General features: G+C 45.3%; 27 protein-coding genes and 1 other annotated feature. Of the genes, 11 read left to right on the forward strand and 16 right to left on the reverse strand.

Features of this window, described 5'->3' with window-relative positions; genetic code table 11:
- Positions 1-5: 5 nt before the first annotated feature.
- On the reverse strand, positions 6-251 hold the full coding sequence (locus ACIFQN_RS17485) for a hypothetical protein (RefSeq protein ID WP_429834306.1): 246 nt from the start codon (positions 249-251) through the stop codon (positions 6-8).
- Positions 252-445: 194 nt separating this feature from the next.
- On the opposite strand from ACIFQN_RS17485, the gene ACIFQN_RS17490 reads away from it, so the two are divergent.
- Both ACIFQN_RS17490 and ACIFQN_RS17495 read left to right on the forward strand, forming a co-directional pair.
- The gene (locus ACIFQN_RS17490; RefSeq protein WP_429834307.1) at positions 446-1,444 is read left to right on the forward strand and encodes a glycerophosphodiester phosphodiesterase family protein; all 999 of its coding nucleotides are present in this window, start codon (positions 446-448) and stop codon (positions 1,442-1,444) included.
- A gap of 74 nt (positions 1,445-1,518) precedes the next feature.
- Positions 1,519-1,713 (forward strand): hypothetical protein, encoded by a 195-nt coding sequence (locus ACIFQN_RS17495; protein ID WP_429834308.1) that lies wholly within the window; start codon positions 1,519-1,521, stop codon positions 1,711-1,713.
- A 136-nt stretch (positions 1,714-1,849) separates the two neighbouring features.
- Here ACIFQN_RS17495 and ACIFQN_RS17500 read toward each other — a convergent pair whose 3' ends face one another.
- On the reverse strand, positions 1,850-3,541 hold the full coding sequence (locus tag ACIFQN_RS17500; RefSeq protein ID WP_429834309.1) for a glycerol-3-phosphate dehydrogenase/oxidase: 1,692 nt from the start codon (positions 3,539-3,541) through the stop codon (positions 1,850-1,852).
- A gap of 124 nt (positions 3,542-3,665) precedes the next feature.
- Here ACIFQN_RS17500 and ACIFQN_RS17505 point away from each other — a divergent pair, with 124 nt between their 5' ends.
- Positions 3,666-3,890 (forward strand): hypothetical protein, encoded by a 225-nt coding sequence (locus tag ACIFQN_RS17505; RefSeq protein ID WP_429834310.1) that lies wholly within the window; start codon positions 3,666-3,668, stop codon positions 3,888-3,890.
- A gap of 272 nt (positions 3,891-4,162) precedes the next feature.
- Here the strand turns inward: ACIFQN_RS17505 and ACIFQN_RS17510 are convergent, their stop codons facing one another.
- The 3 genes from ACIFQN_RS17510 to ACIFQN_RS17520 form a co-directional block, all read right to left on the reverse strand.
- The gene (locus ACIFQN_RS17510) at positions 4,163-4,429 is read right to left on the reverse strand and encodes a YolD-like family protein (protein ID WP_429834311.1); all 267 of its coding nucleotides are present in this window, start codon (positions 4,427-4,429) and stop codon (positions 4,163-4,165) included.
- Positions 4,413-4,610, reverse strand: a complete 198-nt coding sequence (locus ACIFQN_RS17515) for a hypothetical protein (RefSeq protein WP_429834312.1) — start codon at positions 4,608-4,610, stop codon at positions 4,413-4,415. Before ACIFQN_RS17515 ends, ACIFQN_RS17510 begins: the two co-directional genes overlap by 17 nt.
- A gap of 110 nt (positions 4,611-4,720) precedes the next feature.
- Positions 4,721-5,707 carry a bile acid:sodium symporter family protein gene (locus ACIFQN_RS17520; protein WP_429834313.1) on the reverse strand — a complete coding sequence of 329 codons (987 nt, stop codon included), beginning with the start codon at positions 5,705-5,707 and terminating at the stop codon, positions 4,721-4,723.
- A 217-nt stretch (positions 5,708-5,924) separates the two neighbouring features.
- Here ACIFQN_RS17520 and ACIFQN_RS17525 point away from each other — a divergent pair, with 217 nt between their 5' ends.
- Positions 5,925-6,191 carry a hypothetical protein gene (locus tag ACIFQN_RS17525; protein WP_429834314.1) on the forward strand — a complete coding sequence of 89 codons (267 nt, stop codon included), beginning with the start codon at positions 5,925-5,927 and terminating at the stop codon, positions 6,189-6,191.
- A 158-nt stretch (positions 6,192-6,349) separates the two neighbouring features.
- Here the strand turns inward: ACIFQN_RS17525 and ACIFQN_RS17530 are convergent, their stop codons facing one another.
- A complete protein-coding gene (locus tag ACIFQN_RS17530; RefSeq protein ID WP_429834315.1) occupies positions 6,350-6,799 on the reverse strand; it encodes a YhcN/YlaJ family sporulation lipoprotein in 450 nt (149 codons plus the stop codon).
- Between the two features lie 526 nt (positions 6,800-7,325).
- Here ACIFQN_RS17530 and ACIFQN_RS17535 point away from each other — a divergent pair.
- The gene (locus tag ACIFQN_RS17535) at positions 7,326-7,550 is read left to right on the forward strand and encodes a hypothetical protein (protein WP_429834316.1); all 225 of its coding nucleotides are present in this window, start codon (positions 7,326-7,328) and stop codon (positions 7,548-7,550) included.
- Between the two features lie 409 nt (positions 7,551-7,959).
- Positions 7,960-8,218: a binding site (T-box leader), on the forward strand.
- A gap of 68 nt (positions 8,219-8,286) precedes the next feature.
- Positions 8,287-11,370, forward strand: coding sequence for an isoleucine--tRNA ligase (gene ileS, locus ACIFQN_RS17540; RefSeq protein WP_429834317.1), 3,084 nt, complete (start codon positions 8,287-8,289; stop codon positions 11,368-11,370).
- A 134-nt stretch (positions 11,371-11,504) separates the two neighbouring features.
- Here ileS and ACIFQN_RS17545 read toward each other — a convergent pair whose 3' ends face one another.
- The 5 genes from ACIFQN_RS17545 to ACIFQN_RS17565 all read right to left on the reverse strand — a co-directional run bounded on the left by ACIFQN_RS17545 (position 11,505) and on the right by ACIFQN_RS17565 (position 14,627).
- A complete protein-coding gene (locus ACIFQN_RS17545) occupies positions 11,505-12,179 on the reverse strand; it encodes an SOS response-associated peptidase (RefSeq protein ID WP_429834318.1) in 675 nt (224 codons plus the stop codon).
- Positions 12,180-12,419: 240 nt separating this feature from the next.
- Positions 12,420-12,635, reverse strand: a complete 216-nt coding sequence (locus ACIFQN_RS17550; RefSeq protein WP_429834319.1) for a WYL domain-containing protein — start codon at positions 12,633-12,635, stop codon at positions 12,420-12,422.
- A gap of 170 nt (positions 12,636-12,805) precedes the next feature.
- The gene (locus tag ACIFQN_RS17555) at positions 12,806-12,976 is read right to left on the reverse strand and encodes a tryptophan RNA-binding attenuation protein (protein ID WP_429834320.1); all 171 of its coding nucleotides are present in this window, start codon (positions 12,974-12,976) and stop codon (positions 12,806-12,808) included.
- Between the two features lie 185 nt (positions 12,977-13,161).
- Entirely contained in the window at positions 13,162-14,280 is a 1,119-nt protein-coding gene (locus ACIFQN_RS17560) for an alkene reductase (protein WP_429834321.1), read from the reverse strand.
- A 77-nt stretch (positions 14,281-14,357) separates the two neighbouring features.
- Positions 14,358-14,627, reverse strand: coding sequence for an ArsR/SmtB family transcription factor (locus tag ACIFQN_RS17565; protein ID WP_429834322.1), 270 nt, complete (start codon positions 14,625-14,627; stop codon positions 14,358-14,360).
- A gap of 386 nt (positions 14,628-15,013) precedes the next feature.
- Here ACIFQN_RS17565 and ACIFQN_RS17570 point away from each other — a divergent pair, with 386 nt between their 5' ends.
- From ACIFQN_RS17570 to ACIFQN_RS17585, 4 genes are all read left to right on the forward strand, one after another.
- Positions 15,014-15,379 carry an HsmA family protein gene (locus tag ACIFQN_RS17570; protein WP_429834323.1) on the forward strand — a complete coding sequence of 122 codons (366 nt, stop codon included), beginning with the start codon at positions 15,014-15,016 and terminating at the stop codon, positions 15,377-15,379.
- Positions 15,380-15,494: 115 nt separating this feature from the next.
- Entirely contained in the window at positions 15,495-15,884 is a 390-nt protein-coding gene (locus ACIFQN_RS17575) for a RidA family protein (protein ID WP_429834324.1), read from the forward strand.
- Positions 15,885-16,170: 286 nt separating this feature from the next.
- Entirely contained in the window at positions 16,171-16,515 is a 345-nt protein-coding gene (locus ACIFQN_RS17580; protein ID WP_429834325.1) for a YkgJ family cysteine cluster protein, read from the forward strand.
- Between the two features lie 44 nt (positions 16,516-16,559).
- Positions 16,560-17,030, forward strand: a complete 471-nt coding sequence (locus ACIFQN_RS17585; RefSeq protein ID WP_429834907.1) for an NUDIX hydrolase — start codon at positions 16,560-16,562, stop codon at positions 17,028-17,030.
- 210 nt (positions 17,031-17,240) lie between these two features.
- On the opposite strand, the gene ACIFQN_RS17590 is transcribed toward ACIFQN_RS17585, so the two are convergent.
- The 3 genes from ACIFQN_RS17590 to ACIFQN_RS17600 form a co-directional block, all read right to left on the reverse strand.
- Positions 17,241-18,113 (reverse strand): pentapeptide repeat-containing protein, encoded by an 873-nt coding sequence (locus ACIFQN_RS17590; protein ID WP_429834326.1) that lies wholly within the window; start codon positions 18,111-18,113, stop codon positions 17,241-17,243.
- A 63-nt stretch (positions 18,114-18,176) separates the two neighbouring features.
- A complete protein-coding gene (locus ACIFQN_RS17595) occupies positions 18,177-18,917 on the reverse strand; it encodes an APC family permease (RefSeq protein ID WP_429834327.1) in 741 nt (246 codons plus the stop codon).
- Entirely contained in the window at positions 18,856-19,353 is a 498-nt protein-coding gene (locus tag ACIFQN_RS17600) for an amino acid permease (RefSeq protein ID WP_429834328.1), read from the reverse strand. Before ACIFQN_RS17600 ends, ACIFQN_RS17595 begins: the two co-directional genes overlap by 62 nt.
- Positions 19,354-19,673: 320 nt before the next feature.
- Here ACIFQN_RS17600 and ACIFQN_RS17605 point away from each other — a divergent pair, with 320 nt between their 5' ends.
- The gene (locus tag ACIFQN_RS17605; protein ID WP_429834329.1) at positions 19,674-19,901 is read left to right on the forward strand and encodes a DUF7660 family protein; all 228 of its coding nucleotides are present in this window, start codon (positions 19,674-19,676) and stop codon (positions 19,899-19,901) included.
- 121 nt (positions 19,902-20,022) lie between these two features.
- On the opposite strand, the gene ACIFQN_RS17610 is transcribed toward ACIFQN_RS17605, so the two are convergent.
- Positions 20,023-21,162: a M20 peptidase aminoacylase family protein gene (locus ACIFQN_RS17610; RefSeq protein WP_429834330.1), complete on the reverse strand. Its 1,140-nt coding sequence runs from the start codon at positions 21,160-21,162 to the stop codon at positions 20,023-20,025.
- A 33-nt stretch (positions 21,163-21,195) separates the two neighbouring features.
- The gene (locus tag ACIFQN_RS17615; protein ID WP_429834331.1) at positions 21,196-22,005 is read right to left on the reverse strand and encodes a GNAT family N-acetyltransferase; all 810 of its coding nucleotides are present in this window, start codon (positions 22,003-22,005) and stop codon (positions 21,196-21,198) included.
- Positions 22,006-22,010 lie beyond the last annotated feature (5 nt).

The following is a 22,010-nucleotide window of genomic DNA, read 5'->3' on the forward strand; positions in this document are numbered from 1 at the left end:
GTCTCCTACCGTCTCGGCATAGATTTATTAATATGGCGCATCGCTTTGTCATAAAACATTTTATCAAAACGCCCCTGATCATATCGCCATTGAATAAAATTACTCAGGGAGTGCAGATCTACCCAAGCATCCTTGGCTTGCGGATTTTGGTCTGGTACTTCTCCGGTAATTTCCCCTTCAAACACAAGCCTAGCCATTTCTGTAGGATGCATCCCGATCTGATAGGCGATTTGATGTAACGCTATTTTCATGGAACCTCCCAGATTTTCGTCCTCATCATCTGTTATCACGTATATTTTGCCAGTCTTTTGGGACAATGCCAAGACCCGAACCGGCAAAAGCTTTTCCTTTTCGCACTTATTTCTGGTAGAATCACCAAACAAGCTTATGAGATACCTTGCACATTTTGCACGGTTTTAAACCCTTTGTTTGGAGGTTCCTTTCCATGTCAACACGCGAACGCAAACCGAGAAAAGCATGGTTCAAGCGAAAATTCTTTTGGTTTTTCCTTGTTTTTATCCTGTTTCTATTTATCAATAACAGTTCTTATCTGGCAAAAGAAGGCACTGGTGCACCTTCCCTTCTCGCGCATCGAGGATTGGCCCAAACTTTTCATATGGAAGGCATCACCGACGAAACCTGTACAGCAGAACGGATTTACTCACCCGAGCACCCCTATTTAGAAAATACGATTGCTTCTATGCATGCCGCTTTTGATGCAGGTGCCGATGTCGTCGAGCTGGATGTTCAGCCAACAAAAGACGGACAGTTCGTCATTTTTCATGACTGGACGCTCGGCTGCAGAACGAATGGGGAAGGTGTCACCCGCGACTTTTCTCTCGCAGAGCTGCAAAAGCTGGATATTGGCTACAATTACACGGCAGATGGAGGGAAAACGTATCCTTTCCGCGGGAAGGGCATTGGCATGATGCCTTCTCTGCCGGAAGTGCTGCAAACTTTTCCTGATCGCTCCTTGTTGATTCACATAAAAAGCAATGATCCAACCGAAGGCGAACAACTGGCAAATTACCTGTCCACCCTTCCGAAAGAACGCTTGGCAACCCTCACTGTTTATGGTGGGGACAAGCCAATCGAATCCTTGCACCAAATTATGCCAGAGATGCGAGTGATGTCTAAAGCAACATTGAAAAGCTGTCTGATCCCCTATATTGCCGTAGGCTGGTCCGGTTATGTCCCGCAAGCATGTGAAAAGACGCAGCTTCACATTCCAGACCAAATTGCTCCGTGGCTGTGGGGTTGGCCTAATCGCTTTATGGAAAGAATGGAGCAGAATCATACAAACGTGATTCTCGTGGCTGGCAGCGGAGATGTCTCCAGCGGTTTTGACAGTGTAGACGATCTTTCGCGCATCCCTCCTGGCTTTTCCGGGTGGATATGGACAAACAGGATTGATCGGATCGGACCTGTCATACAATCTAAATAGAAAAAGGAAAAATGTGAAACTGTCGCCAAACATATTCGTATATACGAATACACATACGTCAAGGAGTGATTGTAATGTTAAAAAAGCTATTGGGAAATCTACTGGGTAATCACTCATCTACATCCAGCAAGTACCGAAAGTTCAGCAGCAGCGACTACAAACACCGAAAAGGCCATGATCCAAATTACGGACATGGGCAAGGGCATTCTTACTACGGAAGCTCCCATTACAAGAAAAAGCGCTCCAGTCGTAGCTTTTTCAGCAGTTAAACGATCGTTTAAAAATATACTTATCCCGTCTCCAAAGACCGTGACGTTTGGCAAAGCTTTCTCCTATTACGACAAAAAGCACCTTATCAGGGTGCTTTTTTTTGCGTTGCGGATTTCCATGCGAACAGTGATCCACTCAATCAATTGGGTTCTCCAGTTCATTGTCGCTGCGTGGAAGGTGATAAATCGTACCCAGCAGCCGAGCTACCTCCGCTCGCTGTTGTTCCAGCACGGCCTTGCTCCATCCGAGCTTTTCCCCCATCAGGCAAATGACTTTTCCAGCGTTCTCTTCCGCCTTTTTCACCTGAAAATACGTCCACCCTGTTCGAAGTCGAAGAAAATCAACAGCGGTAGCTGTCATCTCCTCCTCCACCGCATACGAGATTTGCGCTTGCAGCAGTTGCTCCCCTGTCAATCCCTCGCCTTTCTTTTTCACTGCACCTAAATGGTTGTAGACGCGAAGTGTATTGGTCCCGAATAAATCTACCCATTCCGAGGCCGTATCCCCATCCACACCACGCGAAATCCCTTGCTTCCAAATGGCTTTTTTGCATGCCTCATAATTATTGTGACCCATGCGTTCTCCACCGCTAATAACGACTCGATCCGTCGTACAAGCTCTGTAATCCATTCCCGTCAGCTGCTTCAATTGACTCGTGACCAGGTTCACCACTTTTTCAGCCATTTTGCGAAAGCCGGTCAGTTTGCCCCCCGCTATCGTAATCAGACCCGAGGGAGAAATAATGATCTCATCCTTGCGTGACAGCTCAGATGGTCCCTTCCCTTCCTGATAAAGGAGAGGTCGCACACCTGCCCAGTGAGAACAAACATCTTGGACCCGCAGGCCCACTCCTGGAAACATGGCATTTACGGCTCGCAGCAAGTAATCTCGATCTTCCTCGGTCGTTCGAAGTTGATCCATTTTCAATTGGTACGCAGTGTCAGTCGTTCCTATGTATGTGACATTCCCACGCGGAATGACAAAAATCATCCGTCCGTCAGGGGTATCGAAATACGCAGATTGGCGAATGGGCAGTCTATCTTTTGCCACAACCAGATGCACCCCTTTGGTTAAAAAAAGGCGCTTTCCCAAAAGAGATCCATCTACTTTTCGTACCTCATCAACCCACGGTCCTGCTGCATTGACAATTTGCTTTGCGTATAAATCAAAGCTTTCATTTGTAATCCGATCGACAACATGGACACCTGCTACTCGCTTTTCCTTGTAAATAAAGCCCGTCAACTGTGCGTAATTTACGATGCTTGCCCCGTGCTGCCACGCTGTTTTCATGATATCTATGGTCGACCTGGCGTCATCGGTACGGTACTCATAGTAATAGCCCGCGCCTTTTAATCCTTCCGACTTTAACAACGGCTCCAATTGGAGGGCTTCCCGTTTATTCATCATTTTACGTCTTTCCGGACGTTCCACCCCAGCCAGCCAATCATAGAGGTACAAGCCAACGGAAGAAGCGAAGTACCCGTATGTTCCCCCGCGATAAATAGGTAAGAGCATGGGGGAAGCCACAACAAGATGCGGTGCGTTTTTATACAAGATCGCTCGTTCACGCCCTACCTCTTGGACTAGTTTCACATCACCTTGCTTGAGATATCGCAAGCCGCCATGGATTAGTTTTGTCGAACGGCTGCTCGTCCCTGAGCCGAAGTCGTTTTGTTCGATCAGGCCAATCCGTAAGCCGCGTAGAGCTGCATCCAGTGCAATCCCAGCCCCTGAAATGCCCCCCCCGATGACTAATAAGTCCAATTCATGCATATCCATCTTTTTGAGGAGCGCCGTCCGATTTGCAGCCGAAAAACGTGTAAGCATTGCTTTCTCCCTCCAAGCAGAAAACCGTTCTCTCGATTAGGTAAAATCCTACATCCTTGCAAACAACTGTTTTTCGAAGAAATGATTTTGTTATGCTACAATATGGGAAAAGGAGTGTGAGCGTATGAATCCTTCGAAATCATTTTATTACACAGTGGACCATACCATGGTAGATGAATATAAAAAGATGCTCGACCTGATGAAAATTCCGTATTCCTTAGAAGCTCCTGTTGCTTTGCTCAAAGATGGAGCCGATCAGTATTCCTTCGTTTTCCCCAACATGCCTGCGCGCCTCTATGCAATGGTTAGCAAGCTGTTTAAAGGTGACGGCAAACCCTACCCCCAATGATCAGTCCATTTTACCAGCTATCGGAAAAAAATCCTATTTACCCTAAAAAGGGAGGTGATTGGGCAAAAAAAGTGACCCATAAAGAGCCAAAGTTAGGAAGTGGAGAGAATGCAAGCTATGTCATATATGCAAACATATAAAAATCGTACGTCTACCGTTTTTTGATCTTTCCAAATATTCGCGTCACATTTCCTGACACCATGACGGGGGAACTACAAAATAATTCATGGATGACGTGGAAAATATCGTTTATGAACATGATCGAAATATCGCTATCCTTGTACGTAAAAGATATTTTCCATGTCGATCCACGTACTTTTCGTTTGGTTGACGAGCTTGATTTTCCGCGATTTCGGATCCAACCATTTTACAACTCCCCACATAGTACATGTATTACCCTTTTCCCCCTCCAGGGACACCCACCAGCTCACCGTTACAGCATAATCCTCCCTCCCCGAATCGCGAAGTATGTAGTAAAAGGATTCTCTCTCCTGCGGTGTTAACACCTTTTCTTCTGCACTCTTAATGCCTGCTGCCACGCGAATTCACCCACCCTAATCTACATAAGTCATTGACCGCTCGTCTCATTTGGCGATCTGCAACAATGGCAACTATTTCTGCACCATTATCCAGCATTCTGAAAACTCGCAAATGCATTTTCGTCAATACAGGAACACGCTTCATTTTCTTGTTTACGGGAACCATTATCGTTTCGATCATGACTTGCCCCCTTGATCTCGAACGTTTGTTTGTATTATATACGAACACGATACGAACGCGCAATAAAAATTGACATCAAAACCCTTTTTCGAGTAAACAAAAAAAGCAGGCTATCCTGCTTTCTGGCTGAGCTGTGCTGTTGAATTGTGAACAGGTCTTTTTTCCACGATCGCAAGGAACTTGCCAAATGTAGAAGCTAGAGTTTGTTGAAAAAGCATGCCCAGTACAACCGGAAGCGCGACGGAAGCCGGGAAATATGAGATCGCCATAACGGCACCTGCACTGATATTTCGCATCCCGCTGTTAAAAGTGAGAGTCACGATCGTTCCTCTGTCCCAGCCGCAGCATTTGGCGATGAACCAACCGACAAGATAACCCGTGACAGCAAGCATCAGAACTACTCCTGCCATGCCGATAAGCCTTCCATCCAACTTAGACAGATACGGAGCAATTACGGAGCTATTAATTGCGACCACCACGCCCATCCCGATCTTGGAGAAAGGAGCCAAGCGTGGAGCCAATGTAGTCTTTACTTTTCCATCAGTCAACTGATTGAGCAGCATACCGATTAATGAAGGCAATACGATCATGAAAAACAGACCTTGCATCATGAGAGCCATGTCCATCTCTACTTTTGCCCCTAAAAACAGCGACATGCCCAATGGAACAACAAAAGGAGAGAGCATCGTATCAATTAAAATAATCGAGAGCGTCAGAGCAATATTTCCCATGTAAATAGACGACCACAAAAAGCTGGAAATACCCGTCGGAATTAATGCTGCCAATACAAACCCTGTGACCAGATGCCTATCATCTGGATAAAACAGGCTTGCCGTTCCCCAAGCGATAAGCGGCATGAGTCCGTGCAGAATCAAAAGATTGGCAATTAACGGCAATGGGCGCGTAAGTACTTTGGCGAATTCTTTGAACCCGGATCCGAGACTCCCGGCAAAAGTCATAAAGGCAAAGATCCAAGGAGACAAATAAGTATATGGTTGCAAATAATTGCTCGCCAATACGCCAATGAAGACACTGCTTGGCGTTAGAATCGGCATTATTTTTTCAAGCATCTTGTTTATTTTGGCTAATGTGTCCATACATCCACCTCAGAAGTCACTTAAGTAAGTGCGTGTTGCTCATAAAAGACCGCAGAATGGCCGCTCTGTGAACAACTGACGTGACGTATGTTATCATGAACCCTTTTCTTTAACAAGACTAACGTTCATTTTTATACTATGTAAATTCATTTCATCCCCCCGTCCTTGCATACTTTCCCAATGGCGTGTAAAGCCTAAAGTGGAAAGGAGGTATTTTATGAACGGAATGGATTGGGTTGAATTTATCCGAAAAACCGAAGATAAGATGTATCACCTCCATCGAGCGATAGATGGAATCATTAATGAACCCGACTATAAGGAGTCCGTCTCTGCCCTTACTGAGGTGGTGAGAGATTATCAAGTGCTCGTTGAAAAAGCAAAAGATGAGCTTCGCACTGTAGACCTGCACCGCCGTCGTCGTGACAACCATGATCTTCATGATCTTCATGTTCATCGTGACCATCGTGACTTCGATCATCACTGACTGACTAAAAAGCACATCAACCTACTGAAAAATACACAAAAGACTCCTACTGAAGGAGTCTTTTTTCATACAGACAAAGAGCTTCGTGAGCAAAAGCAATGAAAAAGGTAACAACTCAAGCCCGCATTCGAATAAGGCAAGGTCATTACCAAGCTGTTTTACCCCTTCATTTGTTTCTCTATCTGTTGGAATTTTTTCTTTTGCTTGCACGCTTCTTTAACGTCTGTCGGCCATGGCTTCTCGCTAATTTTCTGCAGCTCACGGTTTAGTTTTTTGTCTGAAGTGACATGAATGTCCGATTTAGGAAAAGCCGCTTTTAATTGCTCGGCGACCTGTTTTTTAATCGATTCCAATCGAAATCGATTGAAGTTACTCACTTTGACGGCTACATCCAACTCATTATCAATCTGAACAGCAACTGCGCTATCAACGCCTTTGACTTGGCCTGCAATGGATTTCGCTTGTTCCTCCCACTGCATGTAGCGGACTGGTGCAGGAGAACACAACGGTTCTTGTTCCTTCGACTGGATCCCGGCTTTGGAATTCGACTGTGAAGAGCAGCCCGTGATCAATAACGTGAATGCTAAAACTACGAGTGTACTGCGCAAGCAAAAACCTCCCAACCAAAGTCATTCTATCTTTAGAATGACCGCAAATAGCAATAGTATGTGGGTGTGATTATTCCAAAGAAAAACCCGCCTCGGTGCTTGCCAGAGACGGGTCGGGATATGCGAAATAAAAAAACGGTGACTCATCTGCATTATTGAGTCACCGCAGACCCCAAGAACTTTTCGAGTCCTTATATAGGATATATCAAATGATATACAAGCGCGATAGGAGAAAACTGGATCGTTTTCATTTCCACATTTTTTTGAAAAAAAACCCAACCAGTTAAATATGGTTGGGGGCGGACGGGGTAGTACGCTAAGTCATACGTGAATAAGGTAAGCATATCGGTTGGGTGGAGTGCTAACAACAAGTATATATAGGTATAAATACCTATTCTTAGATTGTTGTCTTTTGGTTCTATACGAAAAATATGGAAATTCACCTGTACTTTCAGGTAATGTGATAATAAATAAAGAATAATAAAAAGTGAATGCTGAAGATGGGATCTAGCCTAGGAGGTTTTTTATGGAATCCATAATCATTCTTTTATCGCTTGGAATGGCTGCCCTTGTTTTATACCGCGTCTTCAAGTATAAGTTCACGAAATATAATCGGGAAAATATCGGGTTGTCGATTGCTGGAATTATCGTAGGAAATGAGGTGACTCACCGCCCTTTATCTCAGTTTTTTATTTTATTATTTATTTTACTCCTCACCTTTTTAATAGTAATTTCTATTTTCAGAAAATAACGCTCCTTAATGCGGATAGTTTCCACTATGCTACACTCATATAGGGTGATTAGTAATGACAAGATTTTTTTCTTTTCTATCAGAAATCATTAGAATTTTACTATTGTGGTTTCTTTTCATGTATGCAGTTCATTTTCTAGTCCATGAATTGTTTACGTTTCCACTCTCGGACACCTCTGATTTATTGCTGACTTTCTCTATGTACTTGGCTTTTTTTATCTTATACCGCAACAAGCTGCAATTCGCAGGGTGGTATAAAAGCACGAGGAATACACCTCTGCCTCGGTACGTAACTATTTCGATCACTGCCACTTCAATTTTGTCCTTTTTACTCGCTCTTTGGATTTCTTATATTGATTTGACATTTGCTTGATTCTGTTGTAAAAAAAGAGGTAACCAAATGATCTGAAGAAATTCATTGACGAGAAAGAGTAAGCTAAACCCCTTGTTCCCCAGAGAGTTGGCCTTGTGCTGAAAGCCAACGTTCAAGACTTAGCCGAAAATCCTCTCCGAGAAGGAAGGCTGAAAGCAGTTCAGTAAGCTAACCCGGGATCCCGCCGTTACAAGGGACGCGTATGATGGTACGTAGTATGAGGTGCCGAAAGATCATGTTTAATTGGTCATTTCGGAACAAGGGTGGTATCGCGAGATGGAATCTCGTCCCTTAGGGGGCGGGATTTTTTTGTTTTTCTTGAGTTATACACTCAATTATTTGAATGGCGAAAGGATGAAAAACATGAGAAAAGTGGATGTGAAAGAAAAAGCGAGAACCCGTGAGTTGCGCGTCTTGAATCAGTGGAGACAAAACAATACGTTCCAAAAATCAATGGATGATCGGATCGGAAAACCGAATTTCGTATTTTATGAAGGCCCTCCGACAGCGAATGGAAAGCCTCATATCGGCCACGTACTCGGACGGGTCATCAAAGATTTTATCGGTCGCTACAAAACGATGTCCGGCTATCGAGTCGTCCGCAAGGCAGGCTGGGACACGCACGGACTTCCCGTTGAGCTCGGCGTCGAGAAGCAGCTCGGAATCTCGGGAAAACAAGAGATCGAAAAATACGGGGTAGCCAAGTTTGTTGAACAGTGCAAAAGCAGTGTCTTTGAATACGAGAAGCAGTGGCGGGAACTAACCGAAGCAATCGCTTATTGGACAGACATGGCTAATCCCTACGTCACCTTGACGAATCCGTACATCGAAAGTGTCTGGCACATCTTGTCTACCATTCACAAGAAAGAACTCCTGTACAAAGGTCACCGTGTTAGCCCCTATTGTCCTGACTGCCAAACGACGTTAAGCTCCCATGAAGTGGCACAAGGCTATGAAGACGTAAAAGATTTGAGTGCTACGGTGAAATTTAGAAGCAAAGCGGGTGAGGAGATTTTTCTCGCCTGGACAACTACACCGTGGACTCTCCCCGCGAATGTCGCATTGGCGATTAACAGAGACATGGACTACGTGCGTGCAAGACAGAGGGGCGAAATATACGTCGTAGCCAAAAAGCTTGTGGAAAAAGTGTTAAAGGAAGACTACGAAATCCTATCTACTCACAAAGGTGCAGAATTCGTCGGAACTGCCTATGAGCCACCGTTTGGATACATTGGCGTGAATCGAGGTCACATCGTTGTAGATGCAGAATACGTCAGTGACACAAGCGGAACAGGTATCGTTCATACTGCACCTGCACACGGAGAAGAAGATTACCGTACGTGTCGACAGCATGAGCTTGACTTTGTAAATGTCGTGAATTTGTCTGGACAATACACCGATCAAATAACCGATTATGCCGGACGTTTCGTCAAAGATTGCGACGTCGATATCGTAAAAGACTTGGCTCATCGTGGTTTGCTGTTCTCCAAAGAGCGTTATGAGCACAGCTATCCTTTTTGCTGGCGCTGTAAAACTCCACTGCTCTATTATGCGATGGAGAGCTGGTTTATCAAAACGACCGCGATTAAAGACCAGCTAATCGAAAACAATCAAAACATCGATTGGTACCCTTCTCATTTACGCGATGGACGTTTCGGCAAATTTCTGGAAGAGCTCGTCGATTGGAATATTAGTCGTAATCGCTTTTGGGGTACTCCCCTAAACATCTGGATTTGTACGGATTGTGGAATCGAATATGCGCCAGAGAGCCATAAAGATTTACGTGAAAAATCAGTGGAAGCCATTGACGAGAGCCTCGAACTGCATAAGCCTTTTGTTGACGAGGTCAAACTGCGTTGTTCTTGCGGGGGTACCATGGAAAGAACACCTGAAGTCATTGATGTGTGGTTTGACAGCGGCTCGATGCCATTTGCCCAGTACCACTATCCTTTCAGTGATGAGAAGCTATTCCAGGAACAATATCCTGCTGATATAATCTCCGAAGGTATTGACCAGACACGAGGTTGGTTCTTCAGTTTGCTTGCGGTATCCACCCTTTATAACGAAAAATCACCCTATAAAGCGGTCATTTCAACCGGGCATGTATTGGATGAAAACGGTCTGAAAATGTCAAAGAGTAAAGGCAACGTTATTGATCCGTGGGAAATCATAGATGAATACGGTGCCGACGCATTCCGCTGGGCACTCTTGTCTGATAGCTCGCCATGGAGCAGCAAACGATTCTCGAAACAGATCGTAGCGGAAGCCAAGTATAAAGTGATTGATACGATCAACAACACGCATGCCTTCTATTCGCTGTATGCGACGATTGATCAGTATCAACCTGAAGACCATCTACAACCCGTTCAGAAGAATAAACTGGATCGTTGGATTCTTTCCCGGTTAAACACTACTCTGCAGAATGTATTAAAAGGAGTCGAGTCCTACGATTTTCTCAATCCTGCCAAGCACATCGAAACGTTCATCGACGAATTGAGCAACTGGTACATCCGCCGCTCCCGAGACCGTTATTGGAGTAGTGGAATGACGGAGGATAAGGTGGCAGCTTACCAAACACTGCATAATGTCCTGCTGACACTCGCGCGGATGATCGCGCCCTATGCACCGCTCATCGCCGATGACATCTATTGCAACCTGGATGGCAGCCAAGGAAGTGTCCATTTGACCGATTATCCAAAAGTAGACGAAGACGCTATCGACGAAGCTCTGGAGAACGACATGGAAACAGCACGTCAAATCGTTGAGCTCGCTCGCAATATTCGCAACGAAACAGGAATCAAAACACGCCAGCCATTGTCCGAGCTGATCATTTCCCTTGAGCGCGATTTTAACCTGGACCGCTTTGCAAGCATCATCAAGGATGAGATCAACGTAAAAGAGATCCGTGTGGAGCAAAGTGACAGCAGCTTCGTTCGCTACCAGTTAAAACTAAATCTAAAAGTAGCCGGCAAGAAATTTGGAAAATGGGTCGGGCCCTTGCAAAACCATTTAAAACAGTTGTCAGCATCTGAAGCAAAACAAGTCGTTACGACCGGCTCTTTGGACGTCCCTCTTTCCGGCGAACTGCTTCGTCTTGCGTTAGATGAGCTGCTGGTGGAGAAGCATGGGAAAGAAGGCTTTGCTTCCGCATCTGGCTATCAGATGAACGTCGCTTTAAATACAACGATAACAAAGGAGCTCGAAGAGGAGGGTCTCGTGCGCGAGGTCATACGCGTGATCCAGGATTACCGCAAGAAGCTGGATCTACCTCTTGATAAAAGAGTAAGACTGACACTCGATGTCGATGTTCAATTAAAAGAGGCATTGCTGCATTTTGATCATGTCCTGCGTGAAAATGTGCTCGTTGCCGATGTCACCTATGCGGAAGAAGAAGGCATGGAGACTTTTTCGATTGGAGCTAAGCATTTCCGTTTGCTAATTAAGTAGCTCCTAAAAAATGACCACATACTGATCAACGGTAATGAAAATAAAAAAGCAACGGCAGTTCCGGACAGAAATGAGTAATTTCCGTGGCTGTCGTTGTTCTTTCCTTTGTTTCCCACCCTTAAGTTAAATAGGCGTTACTTGTCCGCAGTGATCTCTCTGATACATTCAGGGACATCATTCTTTGCATTACCTACAAGCGACGAAACCGGATAAGCCCTCATCTCTTCGGCAGGAAAAGGTCGGAGCAGATCCAGCAGCGTCTTCGTATCCTGATTATCCCTGTTTAACCAGTCTGCTTCATCCGCAGGGTGCAAAATCGCAGGCATTCGATCATGGATATCTGCAACAAGTGAATTGGGCGATGTCGTAATAATCGTGCAAGTGCTCAGCTTCCTACCGTCCGGCGACATCCAGGTATCATATAACCCCGCAATGCTGAACAATTTTTGAGATCGCAACAAAATACGTGTAGGTTGCTTCCCTGCGGCTGTCTTCTTCCACTCATAAAAGCTATCCGCTGGGATCAAACACCTTTTTCGCAAGAGTGGGACTCTAAAAGCCGGTTTATGTACCAATGTTTCAGCGCGTGCATTGACCAAATTTATTTTTTCATCTTTTGCCCATGAAGGAACTAGACCCCATCTCAACCTTCCTACCCGATTCCTATCTCCGTCATGGATAACGGCTACGACCATTTGGGTGGGACTGATGTTGAATCTCGGCATGTACTCAAAAGGAATGGTGTCCTCTGCATGATAATGGTCTAATAAATTTTTTAATGAAACGGTTAATGTGAACCTACCGCACATATGCCCTCCAACAAAAAAAGTCCCTCGTATGGACGAGGGTTGAAAAAGGTTGTTAACAGTGTATGAAATTTAGTATGCCCAGACCTTATCCACATTATTCACCGAAACCTTCTTTCTACTCCCATGCTTCCCATACCATCACGATTCCGTCCTGTTTTGGTGCATAATTCTTGCACAGCAGGTGTCATGCGGCGCCTTGCGGAATAGTTCGCAATGACCCGGGGCACTTTTCGCTCGATATCAGACAGCACGGCCGTTCACCATCGGCTCAATAGCAAGTATATTGTTGATGGCAAAAACGCGTGGCCCCCGGCGTGTTAGACAGTATGCTTTTAACCGATTTCCTTCCACCTCTAATGGACGTATGACTCGAATCGTTGTCTGACCGTTGTTGCCGAGATAAATCACACGAATGAGTTGCTGTTGTTTTATTGCACGAAGCATTTCCTTTATCACTTCATTCGCCTCCGAATGGAACGTTTGTTCTGTATTATATGCGAACAACATACGAACATGCAAAGGAAATACTTTCCGAAAAATAAAGCAAAAAAAGAACGCCAGTCTCCTTTTTACAAGTGAGTATCTGACGTCCTCTCGTGATTTAATATCATGCACGCAGCAAGGTTTTATAGATGCTTTTTTATGAAGTGAAGCAAGGTCTGACCTTGGGCTGTTAGTACCGTGCCTTTGCCATCGCATTTAGAGCACGCGATTTTTTCCTTTTCCTCATTTAATAACACGCCTTGACCTTCACACTCCCAGCAAGATAGTTCTAGATCATCCATAGAAATCGACATTGATTTCCTACCCCTTTATTTATGATGATAGTTTGCTCCACAATCTGGTGATCGCTGGTTTCTTTTTTCTGAATTGATTCTATCATGACTGTGGCATGTTCTACCAGCAAGGCAACTGAAACGAACAAAAGGAAGCTCCACAATGAGCTTCCTCCCTTTTTACCTTTCTCGTTAAAGCTCTCCCATCAAACCAAGACAGCGAGATGCTTCTTAGCATCATATTCTTCCAGTTCCTCACCATTTTTCAACCGATGAACAAAGTCGGGATTAGCGATCAACGGGCGCCCGAAAGCTGCCACATCAATCGTGCCTTCTGCCAACGCTTGTTCAGCGTTTCTTGGATCGAGCGTGCCAACCCCTACAATCACGCCATCCCAGTATTTGCGGACCAACTGATGCATGGTTCTTCCGTCTGCCAGCACGCGAGTAAACTGCATGGTGGAAGGATGGATCATGGTAGCTCCGACTTCCTTGAATGCTTCTACAAACGTGCGGATGGCCATTTCCGGATCTTCCCACATGTAGCTCGGATTATCGCTTTTATGAGCAGAAAAGCGAATTAATGTTCTGTCGGTACCAATTGCATCAATAACCGCCTTCAAGACTTCTTTCATTAGTGTCAATCTTTGTGCCAGGTTTCCGCCATATCGATCTGTACGATGATTGGATACATCTGAATTGAATTGATCGATTAAATACCCATGTGCGCCGTGAATTTCCACCCCATCAAAGCCGGCTTCTATTGCGTTCCTCGCTGCCTCCGCAAATTGTCCAATTAATTCCTGAATGTCTGCGATAGTCATTTCTTCTGGAGTATCATAGGGCTTTCGGAAACGAGGAACAGCTCCTTCTGCTTGAATGGCTGAAGGTGCCTGCGGTGGCAAGTTCCCCGCCAGTTCGTGATGGGATAATCGTCCTACATGCCATATTTGCGCAATAATCGTACCGCCTTCTTTATGCACAGCATCCGTTACTTTTTTCCAGCCCTCGATTTGTTCCTGGGTATATAGGCCGGGAACTCCTTGATTGCCTTTACCCCGCTTGCTAACAACGATCCCTTCTGTAATGATCAAACCAATCCCATCTGCGGCCCGTTTCCGGTAGTACTCGACTACATTTTCTCCCACTACACCCGTCTGGTCATCTGCAAAGCAGCGAGTCATAGGAGCCATCGCTGTACGCGTTTGTAGGCTCCAGGCTCCGATCTTTACTGGCTCAAAAATTTTACTTTCTTCTCCATTATCCAGGGCCCCCCAAGCTTTCGTTTCGGTTGCTTGAAAAATTCCTTTCTTTTCTTGACTCATCGGTTGCTCTCCTCCATTTCAGTTCTTTTTTTAGTATTTATATAAATACCGAAATATATGAGAAAAAATATTCCGCTTTAATCTTCAAGCAAAGCGGGAGCATATTGTTCAAGGACTTCGCGTTGCAAGCTGTAGTATCGGTAGGTTCCCTCTTTGCGAACGGCAAGCAGTCCACAGTCAAGCAATGGCTTTAAATGATGTGTCAATGTTGAGTTTGCCGCGATGTTCAATTGATTAGCCATTTCCAGGCAGGCCAACTCCGGTTGCTTGGAGAGCATTTTCACGATTTGAAAACGCGTGGCTTCACCCAGTGCTTTGTAGACTTTTACCGCGCAATCATCAGTCACCCAAGGTAACCTCCCTTCCATGCCAACTATGTATTTCAGTAATTCTAGAAATACTGTATTTCATTAGCTATTTGTTGTCAAGTGATAGCCTATTCTCTGGTGTGTACACGTATACAGTAGGTGATAGCAATAATAAGCCCGTGACTGTCGTTACGTTCAAATCTGAGGACGTTTCCGTACATCTTTCCTTAGATGGTGAAGGATCTCTCAAGCGTTTCTTAAAAGATATTTATCCATCTGAATAATTCTTCTCGTATCTGGATGCCCGAATGCAAAGCTCGGGCATGTTTTTTTCACTTTCCTTCTTTCTTGTTCATCAGACGTTCATATTCCACCGCTACACTAACAGGTGTAAACATAAAAATTAGAAATGGAGATGAACGCAGTTGTTACCATTAGCAGTCATTTTTATCAACCTGGCCCTACTGTCCTATACGATTGGGGTATGGAGTGAAAAACGGTCTGGAGAACTAAAATTAAAGCATTTGGCTTACTTTGGCTTCGGATTATTATTCGATACGATCGGGACAACGTTTATGAAATTACTTGCGGACGGATCAGCCATCAATTTGCATGGAATAACCGGTTTAGTAGCTCTGATCCTGATGTTCTTTCACACGGCATGGGCATGCTTTGTTTTATGGAAAAAGAAGGAGCTACAGATAAAACAATTCCATAAATTTAGCCTGAGTGTGTGGGGGATCTGGCTTGTTCCTTACTTCATCGGTGTAGCACTGAGCTTCATCAACTGAGTCAGGACGACGCTACCCAACTGTTGATTTTAAGCTGTCATTTCTTTTCACAAATATTGCGATTGTTTCTTCGTGATGGTATAATCCTCCAATTAAAACATTAGGAGGTAGACTTATGAAAGTAACACGTAAAAATCATGAAAATGTAGCTCCTCCGATTGCAGCGTACACGCACCTTTCCATTTTGCCGAGAGATGCAGACTTACTTTTTTTGGCTGGGCAAATTGGAGCGGATGTAGATGGAGCTATTCCAGATAGAGTCGAAGATCAATTTCGAAATGCGTTAAACAATGTCATTCGCATTTTAGCTAGTGAAGACGTAACTTTGGACGCGATCGTTAAAATGAATTTCTGGTTTACGGAAACATTTGATCGCAGTGAATACCTAGCCATTTGGAACGAATTCCACGGTGGTAACCCACCACCAACTACTTTTGCTTATGTAAGTGCCTTGGCTCAGCCCGCTATTAAAGTTGAGGTAGAGGCTTGGGCAGCTCGTGGGTGAGGCTTTGGTGTCTCTCTCCCTATAGTGCACAAACGGAATAAAACCCACTAGAAAAATGAACTTCCTCAGTGGGTTTTATTCGTGTTTATATATCCGTTTTCCGGATCGCCCTCGCGCCATTACTCTTGTATTGCCTCTAGTTCTCATACAAATTTCAAGAAAAACTATTGACAAAAATATTTTATTGTGTTATATTAAAAATTCTGTGTATTTACAAATAACTCAAATCCTTCATAATGTTCTTTAGGAAAACGTATTCAAAGAATAGGAAGAGGGGTGTACACAGATGGATACATTACCTTGCCAAGGTTGTAAAGGCTTGTGCTGTGGTCCTGTTCCGATAACGGAGAATGAATATAAAAAAATACATAAAAAGGTTAAAGCTATGCCACGAAAAATCCGTGAAGCGTTAGAAAATCAGCCAAGATTATACGGAACCTGTATTTTTTATGATCTGAATAAAGATCATTGTGGAATTCATGCCGTTCGTCCGGAAATTTGCCGAAACTTTGGTTATCACAAAGATCTGGTCTGTTTCAGAAAACCGGAGTTGGCTACAAAGGAACAAGGAACGATTAAGGAAAAACGAATTGGTTATCTAAGTATTGATATTACTTGGAAGAATTTTTAAAAGGCGTTTACCCCTACCGCTTAGGAGGTATTTCATTGTCCCGGATGATTCGCAAGGAATTTCCCGCAGGTTTGTTTAATCATCGCATCGTTGGTGTGGCAATCCATGAAGGCCAAGTCCTGTTGCATCGAAAGGTAACAGACGATTTTTGGGCGCTCCCAGGAGGTCGGGCTGAGCTGATGGAGCCATCTGCCCAAACGATCCAGCGAGAATTCGCTGAAGAACTTGGTGTGGAGGTCAGCGTTAATCGGCTGCTCTTTGTGGTTGAAAACTTCTTCGATTTCGAAGGCGTCCCTCATCATGAATTATCGTTTTACTATCTTGTCACTATCGAAGGCACACCCTCGCTTTTCGATCAGGAAAGAGAGCACGTCGGTATTGAACAGGATGTAGCGCTGGTTTTCCGCTGGTTCCCAGTAGATTCATTGGAGGAAATTCCGCTTTATCCAACTTTCTTGCGTTCCGCGCTACGTCTACTTCCAACCGCGATCGAGCATATCGTTCATTACGATTAATCGCCCTCAGTGAACACCATTCAATCGATTTCTTGTCCAGCAACCTGATGAGCTGCTCCAGTTTTCGATTACGCTCTTGATCATTTCGAGTTTTTTGCTTGAAAAATGTCAGGATACTGGTTACTGGCTTGTTTGCTGTAATCATGAGTAAAACCCCACCCTATTGATAAAGGTGAGGCTTGCCTTCTTCTCAGATTGGAGGTTCAGGGCTCAAGCTTTAGACCAATGGGCTGGACGAGTAAGAGCCGCTGGCAATTTTGTATGCCTATCTCCTTTTGCCGCATTAATCTGGGCCTGTGTCAGGAAAAGGCTCTCACTGAGGTCAGCACCACTTATATTCGTATCTCGAAGATCCGCTCCGATGAGATCAGCCATCCGCAGATCAGCTCCCCGCAGGTCGGCGGCAATCAGATAGGCCCCTCTTAAATTGACGCCCCTCAGATCAGTACCCTTGAGTTTTGCACCAATCAGGTCTGCTCCTCGACCAAAAGTCTTTTGGGATTTCGGAGAATTTTTCTGCTGGCGAAGGGCTTCTCCTCTTACAAGCTCGCTTGTCCGCAGCAGCAATGTATTAACCTCTGCACGGTGAGACGCTACATCCACTTTTGAAAGAGAGCCCGCACTGAGAAAAGTAAGGCGTTCTGTCTCGTCTAACGCCTTTCGCAGCTCATAATGGATGGGACGGGAGGCAGGAAGCGCCAGCGCTTCACTTACATACCAGAGCAATTCGTGAAGATGCCACATAATGGGGAATACATCGAACATTTGCTTTGCGGATTGCTTGTCTTGCCGCCAATCCTTTCCTGAAAAAGTTACCTGGGAAACCTTTTGCCCTGCACCGAAGCAGTCATAAACGGTACACCCTCGGAAATTTTGTTGCCTCAGACTGTCATGAATGCTGCAACGAGAGTCCGCTCGCAAATGATGACAGGGTTGCCCCCCGTTTTTGTCGAAGGCAAAGTCCGCTGATTTAGCAAAAGGTAATGCTACACAGCATAAACCGAAGCAGTTTTCGCAGTCACCCTGGAGACTGCTGCGGCTCCTGTCTGGGCTTTGGCCTCTGTTTGTGTGGTTCTCAGACATCGCGGCCTCCTATTGGCGTGTTTTCTCGATGAAAATGAACGTTTCTTCTAATTTCTCATATTATTACCTCGGATTTTCATCGTCAATCTTTGTTTGGACCGCTTGAGATCCATTTTTCCCCCTCCAATAGACATACCCTACACAACATACTCCTACAATGATAGGGATTTGAATAAACGTGCCGACAAAAGGATAGGCTGCCAAACAAGTTAAACTTGTCATTCCGGCCATGACTTTCCCAAGCGTTGATTTCAGTAATTTGACACCTGCTAACGCTCCAATAATATAAGTGGCTATACCGAGAGAGTTCGGGATATAGACTAATGTGTTCATCCCGATTTCAAACACATACGTGAGAAGAAGACCAATGGCAGCAAAAGCGCCTACAAACATAATCGCATGGGAAGGAGTCGAATGTTTTTCATTCCTATAATCAAGCCATGAAGGAGCTAATTTCTCATGTGCGAGCGAATACCCAAGACGGCTGATACCCGCCACAAACGCATTCGTTGTTCCCAAACAAATAACAAGAGCAACAAAAGCTGTGGCATATCCGCCGTGAACACCTGTTGCTTTCGTCATGACCTGGACCAAAGACGAACTATTCATCGCTTCATCGACCCTACCAATTCCAGTAGAATAGGAGTGTGTGCCTATCACAGCAATAGCTGATCCAAGATAGACTATCCCTACTATGACAAGAGCCCCCCATGTAGCTCGAACGATATCCTTCTTTGGATTTTTAAACTCCGGGGCTAAACTTGCAATAGCTTCCCAACCAAAAAAAGACCAAAAAATAAGCATCCCTGCTGTTCCAATCAATGATACGTTTTCGCGTGAAAGAGAAGATCGCACTCAATAGGATAATCCCCGCAATGATGAAGGCAAGATCAGGGGACATTTGAAGAGCGTACACCACATACCTCCCTCCCGTTAAAGGGACGATGAATTGTCCAACTGCTGCAGCAATAAAATAGTACCAACCAATGATTGCACCTGAATATCTCCCAAACGCTTTTTCAACAAAGGTGGAGACGCCTCCCGCACTTGGGTATTCCTTTGCTAATAAAGCAAAGGTATAGGCTAATGGAACGCTCAGTAAAATCATCCCACCCCACGAGAATAGAGCATTGGCCCCCGCTACCCCTGCAGTCATTCCAGGGAGTATCAGAATTCCAGACCCTATAACAGCTCCTACATATAAAGCAATCCCTTGCCAAACAGAAATTGATTGTTGCAACAATCCGATCCCCCCAAATTCAACTTTATTCCAGTTGTACCACGAACCTGAAAACAGTACTTTCGGATTCTTGCTATCTCATATTTTGGGGACCGAATAAACATGTTGTCATCTTTTTGGCAACGAACATTTCAAATCGACGATTGATTATTCAGCTATAATTAATATAATTTAATTATATCTAGTTATATTTGGGTATAATTAGATTTTTTGTGTAACATTCACTCGACATTTTTGCTTGCTGCTTACGATATTGCCTTGGTTCGGTAAATGAATCTTGTAAACGATGCAACCTAGTTGACTGTTCTGGAGGTTTCTGTATGGACATAAGTACAAAAAAAGCGCAGACTCTGGCCAAAGAGGATCTCATCTCCTTTATCGAATCTTCAATCATAGAACTGCGGGGACAGCCTGCTGCACAGGAAAACAGAAGCCGCTACGCACTGCTGGAATCGATGGCTGCATGGCTCAAAACCTCGGAAACGACCGATTCGCCTTCTTCAGAGGCATTTGCAAAGATTTTATACGTCTCCAACTATTACAAATAGCATTGGGCAGCATTTGCGCTGCTAGAGGTTTGGGATCATTCAACGAAGGACGAGAGGCTGTGCAGCAATAAAAAAGTCAGAGAACGGACTAAAGATCCGATCACTGACTTTTTTTGCCTGTCTATTGATCTTGTAGTTTGACGACAGCAGCTGCGAGGATTGCCACGCCGCTGGCCAAGGAGGCCAGGTTAAATTTCATTTGCGGGTGGTGCAGACCGGGTGCCAAGTCTGTCCCCAAGCCTACCATCGTGGCCGCAATATGGGTCTTGCGAGTGGCATAGAAGTGAAAATCCTCCCCGCCCGGAGTGACCGGCGGCGCGATCAGGGCGTCATCGCCAAGGACATCCTTTATCGCGACTCCGACCATTTGCTCCATCGCCGGATTCGGAACAGCGGCATTCAACCGCGCTGTGACTTCAATCTCCACGTTCGCTCCGTTCGCGCTTCCCGCTGCTAAAGCTGCCCTCGTCACTTTGTCGACGAGATCGTCCATTGCTTCATTGGTTTGTGCGCGCAGATCGATGCCGAATTCTGCCTCATCGGGAATAATATTGAGATTGTCGCCACCTGCCCGCACTTTTGTCACTTTGGCAGATGTCGGAACGGTCGGATCAGGCTTGACTGCATTGACTGCAGCAATGACAGCAGAAAGTGAATCGACGACGTTAATCCCTAAATTGGGTCTAGCTGCATGAGCTTGCATTCCTGTTATCCGCCCTCTTATCATGGCGACCGCCCCGTGATGAATTCCCGCGGATGCCGTGCCAAAAGAAAGCTCTTGGATGGGTCGTACATGGATGCCGAGTAGGTAGTCAATATCATCGATGACGCCCTTGTCAATCAGTGAGAGTGCTCCTTTGCCCGTCTCCTCTGCAGGCTGAAAAATGATTTTCAGCCGCCCTTTCGGTTGAAATCCGCTTTCCTTCAAGCACCGAACCGCATCCAGAACCATTGTCATATGCGCATCGTGACCGCACGAATGGTTCGCTTTCCAGACCCCGTCGACGTTTTGCCAAAGCGCGTCAATGTCGGCCCGTACACCTATCGTAGGGCCCGCTGATTTCCCTTCCCATACAGCTACTACCCCTGTCTGATCAGCAAAAGTCTGATACCCTACACCGATATCCTCCAACTGTTTGCAGAGATATGCGGTGGTTTCCGTCTCTTTCCAACTAACTTCGGCCAGCTCGTGCAACTGACGATACGTTGCTTCAATAGCCTCTCGGTTGCTCTCTGCCCAGTGCTTGATTTGCTGTATCACGTAAGTCCATCCTCTCCGTCACATTATGTCTGGTCATTTTTCAACTACGTAATAATGAACTGGATCCTCACTGCGCAGCAAACCTGTGATCACATACCCTTTTGCCAGCGCCTCTTGCAATTGCTCCCGCAGCGTATATCGCCACTCTTTGGCCAGCTCCAGTTCGTCTTTCTTCATTTCATGAATATACCGCGGTACTGGGATGAGGTATCCGGCTTCCTCTTCTATCGCATGTCGCTGCACGGGGCGAGCATAGCTGCCTAAAGGCACCCACTCCACGAGCGACCGATAACCACTCCACACCTCACTTGTTAGCAGTGTTCCCGCAGCAGCTTGTAACGTACGGTCTGACATTGCATCCCATTCCAGGAGTAAACGATCAGTCGGCAGCCCTTTATTTACCTCGTCGGCCATCTCTCCATAGTAAGAAGGGATGTATGTTCGGACGATTCCACCTAATTTGCAAAGATTGAGGAACGCATTTCGGGTCTCCAATGGATCGAATGTCCAGGTGATTTTTTGATATCCGTAATCAATCGCCCAGAGCCGCTGCTGTTGTTTTAGCTGATACCCGATATTCAAGTCGCGATACTGCGGAAGAATGCCCATCATGTGAGAGCAGAGTGAGACACTGCCGTGCTTGTATCCGGCAAACCCGTAGCAAAAACCGACCAGTTTGTCCTGATCATACGCGCCAATCACAACACCGCCATTGTGGACGGATGCCACGAGCTGGGGGGTTGGTGATATCGTACTGTTGCCCCAGACGATTGTTTGCAGTTCCTCTACTTCCCTCATGCTAACCGCTTCAGTCACGACCGCGTAATGAATCGTTGGCTTCATAATCC

It is taken from the genome of Brevibacillus sp. NRS-1366 (assembly GCF_050467985.1).

Excerpts from the sequence above, each read along its gene's own strand:
- ACIFQN_RS17485 (WP_429834306.1), bottom strand. The coding sequence starts at position 251 with ATGAAAATAGCGTTACATCAAATCGCCTATCAGATCGGGATGCATCCT.
- ACIFQN_RS17490 (WP_429834307.1), top strand. The coding sequence starts at position 446 with ATGTCAACACGCGAACGCAAACCGAGAAAAGCATGGTTCAAGCGAAAA.
- ACIFQN_RS17495 (WP_429834308.1), top strand. The coding sequence starts at position 1,519 with ATGTTAAAAAAGCTATTGGGAAATCTACTGGGTAATCACTCATCTACA.
- ACIFQN_RS17500 (WP_429834309.1), bottom strand. The coding sequence starts at position 3,541 with ATGCTTACACGTTTTTCGGCTGCAAATCGGACGGCGCTCCTCAAAAAG.
- ACIFQN_RS17505 (WP_429834310.1), top strand. The coding sequence starts at position 3,666 with ATGAATCCTTCGAAATCATTTTATTACACAGTGGACCATACCATGGTA.
- ACIFQN_RS17515 (WP_429834312.1), bottom strand. The coding sequence starts at position 4,610 with ATGATCGAAACGATAATGGTTCCCGTAAACAAGAAAATGAAGCGTGTT.
- ACIFQN_RS17520 (WP_429834313.1), bottom strand. The coding sequence starts at position 5,707 with ATGGACACATTAGCCAAAATAAACAAGATGCTTGAAAAAATAATGCCG.
- ACIFQN_RS17525 (WP_429834314.1), top strand. The coding sequence starts at position 5,925 with ATGAACGGAATGGATTGGGTTGAATTTATCCGAAAAACCGAAGATAAG.
- ACIFQN_RS17535 (WP_429834316.1), top strand. The coding sequence starts at position 7,326 with ATGGAATCCATAATCATTCTTTTATCGCTTGGAATGGCTGCCCTTGTT.
- ileS (WP_429834317.1), top strand. The coding sequence starts at position 8,287 with ATGAGAAAAGTGGATGTGAAAGAAAAAGCGAGAACCCGTGAGTTGCGC.
- ACIFQN_RS17545 (WP_429834318.1), bottom strand. The coding sequence starts at position 12,179 with ATGTGCGGTAGGTTCACATTAACCGTTTCATTAAAAAATTTATTAGAC.
- ACIFQN_RS17555 (WP_429834320.1), bottom strand. The coding sequence starts at position 12,976 with ATGTCGATTTCTATGGATGATCTAGAACTATCTTGCTGGGAGTGTGAA.
- ACIFQN_RS17560 (WP_429834321.1), bottom strand. The coding sequence starts at position 14,280 with ATGAGTCAAGAAAAGAAAGGAATTTTTCAAGCAACCGAAACGAAAGCT.
- ACIFQN_RS17575 (WP_429834324.1), top strand. The coding sequence starts at position 15,495 with ATGAAAGTAACACGTAAAAATCATGAAAATGTAGCTCCTCCGATTGCA.
- ACIFQN_RS17580 (WP_429834325.1), top strand. The coding sequence starts at position 16,171 with ATGGATACATTACCTTGCCAAGGTTGTAAAGGCTTGTGCTGTGGTCCT.
- ACIFQN_RS17585 (WP_429834907.1), top strand. The coding sequence starts at position 16,560 with ATGATTCGCAAGGAATTTCCCGCAGGTTTGTTTAATCATCGCATCGTT.
- ACIFQN_RS17590 (WP_429834326.1), bottom strand. The coding sequence starts at position 18,113 with ATGTCTGAGAACCACACAAACAGAGGCCAAAGCCCAGACAGGAGCCGC.
- ACIFQN_RS17595 (WP_429834327.1), bottom strand. The coding sequence starts at position 18,917 with ATGCTTATTTTTTGGTCTTTTTTTGGTTGGGAAGCTATTGCAAGTTTA.
- ACIFQN_RS17605 (WP_429834329.1), top strand. The coding sequence starts at position 19,674 with ATGGACATAAGTACAAAAAAAGCGCAGACTCTGGCCAAAGAGGATCTC.
- ACIFQN_RS17615 (WP_429834331.1), bottom strand. The coding sequence starts at position 22,005 with ATGAAGCCAACGATTCATTACGCGGTCGTGACTGAAGCGGTTAGCATG.